At 36.1% G+C, this 11,361-nt stretch carries 9 protein-coding genes and 1 tRNA gene; 1 reads left to right on the forward strand and 9 read right to left on the reverse strand.

What is annotated here, in order from left to right; translation table 11 throughout:
• Positions 1–470: 470 nt before the first annotated feature.
• From C8N37_RS11600 to xerD, 4 genes are all read right to left on the reverse strand, one after another.
• Positions 471–542, reverse strand: a tRNA-Arg gene (locus C8N37_RS11600).
• 73 nt (positions 543–615) lie between these two features.
• Complete coding sequence (locus C8N37_RS11605; RefSeq protein ID WP_108159028.1) at positions 616–1,155, reverse strand: hypothetical protein; 540 nt, start codon at positions 1,153–1,155, stop codon at positions 616–618.
• Between the two features lie 10 nt (positions 1,156–1,165).
• Positions 1,166–3,448 (reverse strand): TonB-dependent receptor, encoded by a 2,283-nt coding sequence (locus tag C8N37_RS11610; protein WP_108159029.1) that lies wholly within the window; start codon positions 3,446–3,448, stop codon positions 1,166–1,168.
• A 332-nt stretch (positions 3,449–3,780) separates the two neighbouring features.
• On the reverse strand, positions 3,781–4,686 hold the full coding sequence (gene xerD / locus C8N37_RS11615) for a site-specific tyrosine recombinase XerD (RefSeq protein WP_108159030.1): 906 nt from the start codon (positions 4,684–4,686) through the stop codon (positions 3,781–3,783).
• Between the two features lie 88 nt (positions 4,687–4,774).
• Between xerD and C8N37_RS11620 the strand changes: the two genes are divergently transcribed.
• Positions 4,775–7,630 carry a M16 family metallopeptidase gene (locus C8N37_RS11620; RefSeq protein ID WP_108159031.1) on the forward strand — a complete coding sequence of 952 codons (2,856 nt, stop codon included), beginning with the start codon at positions 4,775–4,777 and terminating at the stop codon, positions 7,628–7,630.
• 82 nt (positions 7,631–7,712) lie between these two features.
• Here the strand turns inward: C8N37_RS11620 and C8N37_RS11625 are convergent, their stop codons facing one another.
• The 5 genes from C8N37_RS11625 to C8N37_RS22915 form a co-directional block, all read right to left on the reverse strand.
• On the reverse strand, positions 7,713–8,177 hold the full coding sequence (locus C8N37_RS11625) for a copper resistance protein NlpE (protein WP_108159032.1): 465 nt from the start codon (positions 8,175–8,177) through the stop codon (positions 7,713–7,715).
• 70 nt (positions 8,178–8,247) lie between these two features.
• Positions 8,248–8,535 (reverse strand): SelT/SelW/SelH family protein, encoded by a 288-nt coding sequence (locus C8N37_RS11630; protein ID WP_108159033.1) that lies wholly within the window; start codon positions 8,533–8,535, stop codon positions 8,248–8,250.
• Positions 8,536–8,638: 103 nt separating this feature from the next.
• Positions 8,639–9,523, reverse strand: a complete 885-nt coding sequence (ygiD, locus tag C8N37_RS11635; protein ID WP_186812822.1) for a 4,5-DOPA-extradiol-dioxygenase — start codon at positions 9,521–9,523, stop codon at positions 8,639–8,641.
• A 107-nt stretch (positions 9,524–9,630) separates the two neighbouring features.
• Positions 9,631–10,464 carry a helix-turn-helix transcriptional regulator gene (locus C8N37_RS11640; RefSeq protein ID WP_108159034.1) on the reverse strand — a complete coding sequence of 278 codons (834 nt, stop codon included), beginning with the start codon at positions 10,462–10,464 and terminating at the stop codon, positions 9,631–9,633.
• Between the two features lie 644 nt (positions 10,465–11,108).
• Positions 11,109–11,361, reverse strand: a 253-nt coding sequence (locus C8N37_RS22915) for a hypothetical protein (RefSeq protein ID WP_211322238.1), incomplete at its 5' end; no start/stop codon positions are given.

An 11,361-nucleotide genomic window follows, 5' to 3' on the forward strand; every position in this document is an offset into this window, starting at 1 on the left:
CACAAATTTCAATATGATTTTGATCTTTTACAATCCGAAATATGCTGAATATCATGTTCAACTGATATCTTTTGTCATACTATAATTTTCCACTAGTTTTATGGATTTTGGCTATTGCTATACATTAAAAAATAGTAGCCTAGTTTTTTTCAAACTTAACGATAACGTATTTTAAATACAACTATATAACTGCAAATTCTCTTTTATGTATCTGGATGAGTTAGTATTCTTTTTACATACGCACTTTGATGTACTCAGTTTCTTTTGAAAATATATGCTCATATGCCATACAAAAATGCTTTACCAGATTATGTTTTGGATTGGAATTTATAAAACGATAACTATTGACCGTGGTCAATGAGGGGTAAATCGGAAAATGGCGCGGTATACTATTTAGAAAAGAAAGCAGTAGAATGATGGATCGTATAAAATAAAAGCAGCGTTTAATTGTGATTAAACGCTGCTTTTTGTGTCCCCGAAGGGAGTCGAACCCATATCAACAGAACCGGAATCTGCAATTTTATCCATTAAACTACAGGGACATGCTAGCAAAGATATACTATTTCATGAAAAATGAAAATAGCTAATTGCAATCTATTGCCAACGCCCTCATCTTTAGTCAATAAGATTTAAAGTTAAGTTTACAGCGATATCTGGAGTACCGCCTCCAAGGCTTTGATAGTTCTGATTGTTCCAATCTGCATTCGTGACAGCAGATTTACGTAAACCATGCATCAAGACAATTTTCATCGGAATATTGCTCGCTGTCTGCAATACTTTCCAATTGCTTTTTAAGCCGACTTGTTTATCCAAATAAGTAAAGCTGATCTGTTCTTGAGTAGGACCTACGAAGAAAAACTGATGTTCATCGGCATCGTCAGAAATTTCCTGTTGTACCTCATGTCCATCAAAATCTTTTAATTTAATATCTAAATCATAGTTGCCCTTTTTTAAGTTTAACGACTGTGTTTTCGAATCGGTAGCGTCGATGATCACTTCCACTTTGGCATTGGTAGTTTTTTCAGTAAATGTTAACGTCATTGTTTTCATTTCCTCATTGTCATGTTCGTGAACAGGATCATCTTTTTTACACGAGTTGAATAGGAGTACGGCTGCGACTAAGATTAATTTGCTGCTGTTAATGATTTTTTTCATGATATTTATATTAAAATGTGTAATTGATTGTCAGTTGTATATTTCGTCCTACACCATGACTATAATAACGGAATAGATCAGTGTAAGATTTGTATGTGCTGTTCAATAAGTTTTCGACTAGTAAGCGTGTCTGTAATTTGTTATTTCCTATGAGAGATCCAACGCTTATTGACCCATTTATTAATTGATATGCCGGTGGAGGAGGAGCCATTTCTATACTTGCAGTAGACATAAATTGTTTTGCATAGATCTCTTGTCCCAATGCAAATTTTACATCTTTCATCCAACGGTTATTTCCTTTTGTCAAAAAGGCTATTTCATGTGTATAAGAAAGCGGAGGAATAAGGGGTAAATAATTATGATCATCTAAATTTCGGGCATAGATGAAAGAAGAATTTGCACTATATTCTAGATGTTCTCTTATAGCATATCGTCCTTGGATGTCTATTCCAGTTAGTAACGCATTATTTTGGCTGTATTGCCAAATTGGGAAGGTACCAGCAAGATTTTGTACATACTCAGTAGTTGGTTTTACATAGATGTAATGATTAATGAAATTGGCATATACATCGATATTTAAGAAATTTTTCTTTTCATGAATGTTTAAACTGGTGATCCATTTTAAACCTTTTTCTGCTTTTAAAGCAGCGTCACCTCTTTCATAACGTGCTGTACTTTGATGTATATTTTGACTATATAATTCTTGTGCAGAAGGTGCTCTCCAAGCCAGTCCTAAATTCGATTTTAAAATCATGTGATTATCGATAGAATAGGATGCACCTAAATTGGTCGATAGGTTGTGGAATTGATTATCTCCTCCATAAGCCTTTCCATAGAAATCATATCCGGCAGCATCAAAGTTTTTGAAATCATAACGAGCCCCCAATTCATAAGCAAATCTATTTCTTTGCCATTGGTAGATACCATATGCTCCGATATTAATGGCATTATAATTAGGAATTAAGGGGGTGTTGAATGTACCGACAACATTGTTATTGACCTGTGTCTGTGCTTGCAATCCAGTAATGATTTTTTGATCGATACCTTCCACTGTGTAGGATACATCTAGCGCATGGGAACGTAAAATCATATCCATGCTAGGAGTAGCACTGCGGCCCGCTCTTCTTTTATCGTATTCCTGGCGGTGGTTGTTTTGGAATGCATATTTGACAGATAATGTTTTGTCACTGCTCAATTGTTGGTTATAGGCCAATTGAAGCACATCATGTTTGACCTCTTGACGAGGCGCTTCGATATCGTATGAAAATCCAAATACTTCACTAGGATAAGGTCGTCCGTAAGCAAGACGCTCTTGAAACGAAGCTAAATCTCCGATATGCGTCGAGGATAATATACCTGCCTCATTATGATATTGCTTATAAGAAATCTCAAAATTGGCATTCTTATATTGATAATCAATAGCTGCATTTAAGTTGTAAATACGTTGACCCGTATTATTGAGATAATAATCTGGAGTTTTTCTATTCCCACTTTTGGTATAGTTTCCATTTAGGCTCCATTTTAAACCTGCAACAGGGGAATTTCCTTCCAAATTCAAAGCTCCCTGCATACCTTTACCATTCGTAAATCCATTGAGACTGATTTGTCCTCTCAGGCTATCCACTCTATTCCATGGTTTGGATGACAGTAAAACAGCACCACCTAAAGCTTCTCCTCCATATCGAAGACTTTCAGCACCTTTGACGACTGTAATGGAATGCGCTGCGTAGACATCAATTTCTGGTGCATGGTCATTTCCCCATTGTTGACTTTCTAATTTCATCCCGTCATTCAATATGGCTAAACGATTTCCATAAAGCCCATTAATAATGGGCTTGCTGATGGTAGAACCTGTCTGTAGCAGCTGCACACCAGAAATGGTTTTTAAGACCTCCGCTAAAGATCGATTTCGGTTTTCGGATAAAGACAATGCATTTACCTGCTGTGCAACTTGTGTTTTAGCCCCAGTTTGGTGACCGTAAACTTGAGTTTCAGCAAGTTTTTTAATATCTCTTTTTAAACGTATCGTGATCGGTTGATCGTTTTTTACATAAGTGGTGTCATTCTCATAGCCAACTAATGAAGTCACTAACTTAAATGGTAAACTACGCTCTGGGTTAAATTTAAATTCACCTGAAAAATTAGTGGTTACCGTCTTCCTATGTCCTTCATAGTGTATATTTGCGCCATGAATGGGAGCTGTGTTGTCCATATCGATTACCTTTCCACTTATTTGTCTCTGTTGAGCAAATAAAGGATTAGTAGTGCATACGCTAAGGAATGCGGGTACCATTATAGCAATAATGCCGAGTTGTTTTGTTATGCTTGATTTAATCACGGGTCAAAAATACAACAATGTTGCATTATTTAAAAATTATAATGCAACATTGTTGTGTTAATTTTCCAAAACATATAATATTATTGAAAAACAATATGTATAACCATAAGAATAAGTATCATTCTGAAGTAGTGGTTATATTTAATCAAGGATTAAGCTGACCTTAGACTTTACTGCTTTGAAGATATTTTTGAGTTACTTGGGGCCTCTTATCCTATATAGAGTAGCTTGTAACTCTGGCTATAAGTGCTAAAATGGAACTTGGTACAGTTAATCAATGTGTATCTTTACGAACGGGGATGATATTGCGTAATGACACTTTGCAAATAGTCGCGGTCGATATGGGTGTATATTTCTGTCGTCGTTATACTTTCATGTCCGAGCATATCCTGTACTGCGCGAAGATCTGCGCCACCTTCGACCAGATGTGAAGCAAAACTATGACGAAAGGTATGCGGACTTATATTTTTTTGAAGACCAATTTTTGAAGCGAGATCCTTGATGAAGATGAAAACCATCACACGGGATAGAGCTGCACCACGTTTATTTAAAAAAACAAAATCTTCCTGACCTAATTTGACTTTGATATGGGGCCTTATCTCGTTCATATAAATTTTTAAATATTTTATCGCTTGACGTCCAATGGGTATTAAACGTTCTTTATTTCCTTTTCCTTCCACCTTGATAAATTCGATATCCAGGTACAAGTTGGATAGTTTAAGACTTACTAATTCAGATACACGAAGACCACAGCCATAGAGTACTTCTAGGATAGTCTTATTGCGCATACCTTCGGGAGTTGATAAATCGATCGCATGGATCAGTTGATCAATTTCTTGGATGTTCAGTACGCTCGGTATTTTTCTGGCGATGCGAGGAGCTTGGATCAATTCGACGGGATTACTTTCCCAATCGTATTCCAAGAGCAGGAAATTATAAAAAGTTTTGAGCCCGGATAAAAGGCGTGACTGCGTAAACGGGGAAATACCAAACCCATTTATCCAGATCAAAAAACGCTGTATATCTTTACTTGTAATTTGCTGGAGCGTCAGTTTATTTTCCTCACTATATACTTCCAATTTGGAAACATCATGGAGATACGCTTCAATAGAATTGTCGGAAAGACCACGCTCAAATTTCAAAAAACGTGCAAAATCTCTTTTAAAATGCACCCAATTATTTTCTTCTATCATTGTAACAAAAATACAACAGATTAATTGTACTTTCGAACATTAATTTTATAAAACAAACTAAATTAAAAACTTAAGGTAAATCAAAAACATGAGATTTATTAAACCAATTGCACTAACATTTTTGTTGCCAGCCATCTATTGTACGACCCCAAGTACAGCGGCAACAGCATTCCGTGCTGAAGCGCGAGCAATTTTAGCACAAGACACCGTCAGCTGGAATCAAAATCTTCCATTTGACAATGAAGTCGTTAAAGGTAAACTGAAAAACGGTTTTACTTATTATATCCGTCGAAATGTGGAGCCTGAAAAAAGGGTAACCATGTATTTGGCTAATAAAGTAGGTTCAATTTTAGAAACAGATGAACAGTTAGGTCTTGCACACTTTTTAGAGCACATGAACTTCAATGGACTGAAGCATTTTCCAAAAAATGAATTAGTCAATTACTTGCAAAAAGCAGGCGTTCGTTTTGGTTCTGATTTAAATGCTTATACCGGTTTTGATGAAACAGTATACCAATTACCAATTCCATCTGACGATCCAGAACTCTTGAAAAACGGTTTACAGGTGATGCGCGATTGGGCACAGGATGCTCTATTGTCTGACGATGAAATTGACAAAGAACGTGGTATTGTCATGCAAGAAATGCGTGGCGGAAGAGGAGTAGGTCAACGTTTGCAGGATCAATATTTTCCGATTGTTTTAAATGGTTCACGCTATTCCAAGCGCATTCCAATCGGTACAGAAAAAATCATTACAACTTTTAAACCGGAGACTATCCGTCAATTCCACCAAGACTGGTACAGGCCAGATTTGCAGTCGATCATCATTGTGGGTGATATCGATGTTAAAGATATGGAAACGCGCGTGAAAGCTTTGTTTTCTGATTTAAAGATGCCTGCTAAAAAAATGGATCGTACCAAATACCATGTTGATTTATTGAATAAAAATCAATTTATTGCAATCACAGATCCTGAACTACCGTACACGGTTGCTCAAATCATGATTAAAAGTAAATCAGAGAAAACTGTAACGGTAAAGGATTATAGAAATCAGTTGCTGATTTCCTCATTCAATACGATGGTCAGTGAGCGTTTTTCAGAAATTATGCAACAAGCAGATGCTCCATTTATGCAAGCTGGGGGTAGTATTTCTGATTTCATTGCCGGATTAGATGTGTTTTCTCTCATGGTAGTACCAAAGCCAAATCAGCTGGAACTTGGTTTTAAGAAGATGATGACCGAGTTTGAGCGCATTCAAAAGTTTGGATTTACTCAATCTGAATTGGATAGAGCGATTATAGCCATGAATAAGGGTAATGAAACCTCATATGTGGAAAGAAGTAAAAAGAAATCGGATAGTTATGTCAATCGTTATTTGAGTAACTTTTTAAAAGATGATGCGGCTTTGAGTAACGACGATAGCTACAAAATTACGAAACAGCTTCTACCAACATTGACACTGAAGGAGGTAAATGCATTGATTTCAAAATATTACACCGACCTGAATCGTGATATCATCATTATGGGGCCTGAGAAAGATAAGGCTACTTTACCGACGGAACAAATTATTGGTACTTGGATAAAGGATGTGGAAGCCCAAAACTTGACAGCCTATGAGGATAAAGTGTCTAAATTGCCTTTATTGTCTAAAGAGCCGGTAAAAGGCACTGTTGTTTCTACGAAGGATCTAAAAGATATTCAAGCAAAGGAGTTGACGTTAAGTAACGGCGTTAAAGTAATTTTGAAACCGACTAATTTCAAAAATGATGAAATAAGAATTTCAGCCTTTAGTGAAGGTGGTTCTTCATTATATCCTGATGCGGATTACTATTCAGCAAGTAATGCGGCAGGCTTAGTTGATGCAAGTGGACTTGGTCAATTAAATAATGTCGAATTGCAAAAATATCTGACAGGTAAAAATATTGGGATCACACCTTATATTTCGGAACGATATGAAGGATTATATGGAAGTTCTGATAAAGAGGGGTTAAAAAATGCGTTCGAATTGATTTATGGTTATTTCACTGAGCCACGATTGGATGATGACGTATATCAAAGTATTATCGCCCGTTCTGTAGGAAGTTTAGAAAATCGGGAAAGTAATCCATCCAATGTTTTCTCTGATCAAGTAAAAGAAACACTTTACGGCGATAATGTTAGAAGAAAAAATGCCACGGTAGATCTCATCAAGACAATTGATAAAAATCGTGCTTTTCAAATTTATAAAGATAGATTTGCGGATGCTTCAGACTTTACATTTACCATTGTAGGATCATTTACTGAGGACGAAATCAAACCTTATCTGGAGAACTATCTGGCTGCTCTACCCAAATTGGGTCGTAAAGAGTCTTATAAAGACTTGGACATAGTCGAGCCTGCAAAAGGAAAACGTGTTGTCGTGCAGAAAGGTAAAGAAGATAAAGCTTCTGTACAGTTAGCTTATTATGGAGACTATACCTATTCTGAAGATGAAAATATAAATATGGATGCATTGGAAAGTATCTTGACCATTAAATTATTAGAACGTCTACGTGAAGCGGAAAGTGGAGTTTATAGTGTTGGTGCATCGGCTAATTACGGCAAGTTGCCTCGTGGACGCTATAGTTTTGGTATTGGTTTTGGAACTGCTCCCGATAAAGTCGATGTTTTGATAAAATCTGCTGTTGATGAAGTGGCTAAAATAAAGAAAAATGGACCTGTTAAGGAAGATATAGAGAAATTTGTTATTGAACAGAAACGCCAGTTGGAGTTGCAACTTCGAGATAATGGTTTTTGGGTTGGATACCTTTCTGGATCATACCAAAATCAGGAGGATGTAACTGAAATTTTGAGAAAATTGAATGACCTCAGTCAAGTTTCCGTAGAAAGTGTAAAAGCTGTAGCGGATAAATATCTAAAAGAGGATCGTATGTTCGAGTTTATTTTGTTACCAGACGCAAAATAGGGTCGTGCACCAAACAAAGAAAGCTCCTGATAATTTCAGGAGCTTTCTTTGTTTAAATATATTGACTACATGTAGTACCGTATTATTTTATTTTTTTAAAGTTGTAAAATTCTTCTAATTCTCCTTTGATTTCTTTTCCCTCTATATCTAATTTCTTCATCATTCCTTCCCCAATTTTATATTTACTTTCACCGTCTTTCTCTTTTAAGATAATAGAACCACCATCTAGAGTCCATGTGAAAGTCCCCTTTTCTTGGAAAGGTTTGCCTTTTTCAAGATATTCTTCAGATTTTTCATATGTTCCATCCATATTTAAAGTTAAGATGACATGGATACCGGTACAATCTGCACATGGAAGAGTACCTTCATAAGTTCCTGCCCAATCAACGGAGTTTTTGGTGTAGTGTTCATCGTAAGATACGCTATCTTGTTTAACAGTAACTGCGCTACTATCCTTACTGGAACTTTCGTTTTTTTGTGTTTGATTTTTACAAGCCGAAAATGTAGCCGCAATTACGAAGAGACCTATGAGATGTTTTTTCATCATATTCTTTATTATTTTAAATGTAAAAATTTGTCTTTTGAATTTACACTTCAGTAAAATTACAAAATAATTTTTATTTTCTCTCGGAGTGCCCTAAATCCTTATCTGGTTTAATGTGATCCCTTATCAGTTGTTTCAATTCCTTAATTTCTGGAAATCTACCCATATCTTTACGGTCAAATAAGGGAAGCTGATCAATGGATATGGTATATTTTCCAGCAGTTTCACTTGGAATTAATAAAACCCCATGAACATCTTCTGTAAAAGTACTTAGTAGTTCTTGTGCCATATAGGCTGCTCGTAACATCCAGTTGCATTTTGGACAGTACTCAATTGAAATTGTTGGTTTTTGTATGTTCATAAATACTCAAGGTCGAATCTATAGCGAATATAAGTGATTTTGTTTTTATATGTGGAGATTTTAAAAATTCACATTCACCTCATGCTTAACAGATCTTTTATGATTAACCAATTTTTAAGGAAGTCATAGCTAGAGATCCTCCAACAGAGTTGTCATTAAATAAGAACAAATCATCTTGTTTATCCTTTAACGCTAAGCTATAAATCAAAGGAAGGTAGTGCTCTGGAGTTGGGATGGCAAGATCAAATGCTTTTCCTTGATTCTTAAAATCAATTAATGCATGGTGATTACCTTCCATAATGTACTGCTTCATTTTTTCCTTTGCTTCCAGTGCCCATTCCCATGCAAAACCAGATTCGTTTAGCTTATCCCAAGCGACCATACGTAGATTATGAACCATATTTCCGCTGCCGATTATTAAAACTCCTTTGTGACGTAAAGAAGCCAGTTCCTTTGCGAGTTCATAATGGTATGATGCAGGTTGTGTATAATCAATACTCATTTGAACAACTGGAACAGCTGCATCGGGGTATAGATGTTTGACCACTGACCAGGCTCCGTGATCGAGGCCCCATTTGTTATCGAGCAGTACATCTGTTTTGGTAATAATCCTTTTGGTTTCCTGAGCTAAAGCCGGGCTTCCCGGAGCAGGATATTGAACATCGAATAATGCTTGTGGAAATCCGCCAAAATCATGAATAGTAGGGGGATTTTCCATAGCAGTAACAAAGGTGCCGCGAGTTTCCCAATGCGCTGAAATAACGAGAATTGCTGTTGGTTTTTCTAATGTCTTACCGATGTTTCTAAAACCATCGACAAACTCATTTTCTTCAATGGCATTCATTGGACTTCCATGACCTAAGAATAAAACTGGAAATTTTTCTGTTGCCTCAAAGTTTAGAGATAATTCTCTTAAGGAACTTACTTTCAAAGCAGCTCCTGTTACTGGTAATGCAGCCATAGCGGTTATAAATTTTTTTCTATTCATTATATTACTCCTAATACCTATTCGCTAATTTGTAGTGATTAGATCTTGAATACAAATATCGGGTGTATGATAGGGGCGAGGTATTGTTTTTTGGAAAGAATGTTGTGTTATTTGGAAATAATGCTTTTCATGTCTGCTCTAAATTCACTAGGTGTCTGACTAGACTTTCTCTTGAATACATTTGCAAAATAGGCTTTATCGGTGTATCCTAATTCAAAACCAATTTCCGATATGGTTTTATCCGTATTCATCAGTAAATTTTTAGCTTCAATTAATTTCCTTGTTTCAATAATTTCAGAAACGCTTTGCTGTAATATTTGATGACAGATGAGATTCAGTCCTCGTGCACTCATGAAAAGTTTTTCTGCATAGAAATTAACGGATTCGGGACGACGATAATTTTCTTCTAGAATAGTTAAGAAATTTTTAAAAGTAGTACTCGAGTTGGAAAGTGTAGGTAATCCTTCCGGAAATTGTTTTCTGTATGCTGATTCTATCATGGTAAACAACGTACTTAACAGTTGCCTAACAATTCCAAGATCACTTTGTCCTTCCTGCATCTCATCGGCGATCATTTGAGCAATAAGGATTAACCTTTGAAAAGAAGTAGAATAGTTGATGCTAAAAGTAGCATGGTCATGGAAATGATTATAGAGTTGAAAGGTGGTTTCGGGAATAAATTCACTTTTGAATCTTAAAACCCAAAATAAACATTTTCCATCTGTCAGGTGCGGCTTCACACGATGTGTCTTTCCTTTGGTTACGAAACTGATAAAAGGTGCTGCATAAATTTCAGATTTGAAATCAATAAAATGTTCTAATTTTCCTTCAAGACCAATAATGAGTTCTTCGAAATCATGCTGATGAATATTATTCTCACTATCAGCGATGCGGTTTGCCTCAGCTTCATCAACTTGGTATATTTTGAAAATTTCCTTCAACGTTAGTTTCTTTAGTCAAGTTTAAAGTTATGTAAAATATGCAATAATAGAAATCCTTATATTTTTATACCTCCGCATTGATATTTCATTCTACTGATTTTAGTCGTTGATCAGATCTAAATGACTTCTTATTTATCATCTTTGATGGAGTCCTTATCGTTAATAGTAATTGTGCATAGTTATGTTGCATCATATTGGTGTATTCTTGATAAGAAAAATGCAAAATCATTATATTTTTTTGTACGCTATATATAGGAGTTAATGCACCTGTATATTGATCTACTAAAACTCCATACCAAATAAAGACCAACTTCGTATTTAATATAGATTTAGTAGGGGGTTAATAGGGGGTTTATAGGGGGTTAGTAGGGGTATACCCCTACTAACCCCCTATAAACCCTACCTAATATCTGATATATGCCCCACTTAATGGTTAATTTGATGTTTATTTGGTTCGGATATGTTCTCCTGGAAAGGTTTATAAGATAAAGTGACGAAGTGACACAGTAAAGAAGTAACATAGTAATGAAGTAAGACAGTAACGGAGTAAAGAAGTAACATAGTGAAGAAGTGAACCAGTAACGAAGTAAAGAAGTAATCCATTACTAGGAGATGGGGCCGGCACTGTGATGACCACCGCCAAACTAACAGCCTGCCGGTATGAATGCTATCAATAATATGCCAAAAGGTAATCCGCGATTGATCAAACCGACCTGGGCAGCTGATATGGTCCACTTTGATAAAATTATCATCCACATTTCTAGCTCTTTACCGTGTCGCGGTAAACTATTTCCGTAAAAGGTTAGGAAGTGAAGGATAAAAGTTCCTATCTTTGCACCACTCCGCAAGGGAGGAACGGCTGATCCGAAAGGGGAAGCACTGAAAAAAGAAGGGTTT

It is taken from the genome of Sphingobacterium faecium (assembly GCF_003054045.1).
GTDB lineage: Bacteria > Bacteroidota > Bacteroidia > Sphingobacteriales > Sphingobacteriaceae > Sphingobacterium > Sphingobacterium faecium.

What these genes read in the sequence shown, in the direction of transcription:
- C8N37_RS11605 (WP_108159028.1), bottom strand. Translation starts at nt 1,155, where the DNA reads ATGAAAAAAATCATTAACAGCAGCAAATTAATCTTAGTCGCAGCCGTA.
- C8N37_RS11610 (WP_108159029.1), bottom strand. Translation starts at nt 3,448, where the DNA reads ATGGTACCCGCATTCCTTAGCGTATGCACTACTAATCCTTTATTTGCT.
- xerD (WP_108159030.1), bottom strand. Translation starts at nt 4,686, where the DNA reads ATGATAGAAGAAAATAATTGGGTGCATTTTAAAAGAGATTTTGCACGT.
- C8N37_RS11620 (WP_108159031.1), top strand. Translation starts at nt 4,775, where the DNA reads ATGAGATTTATTAAACCAATTGCACTAACATTTTTGTTGCCAGCCATC.
- C8N37_RS11625 (WP_108159032.1), bottom strand. Translation starts at nt 8,177, where the DNA reads ATGATGAAAAAACATCTCATAGGTCTCTTCGTAATTGCGGCTACATTT.
- C8N37_RS11630 (WP_108159033.1), bottom strand. Translation starts at nt 8,535, where the DNA reads ATGAACATACAAAAACCAACAATTTCAATTGAGTACTGTCCAAAATGC.
- ygiD (WP_186812822.1), bottom strand. Translation starts at nt 9,523, where the DNA reads ATGAATAGAAAAAAATTTATAACCGCTATGGCTGCATTACCAGTAACA.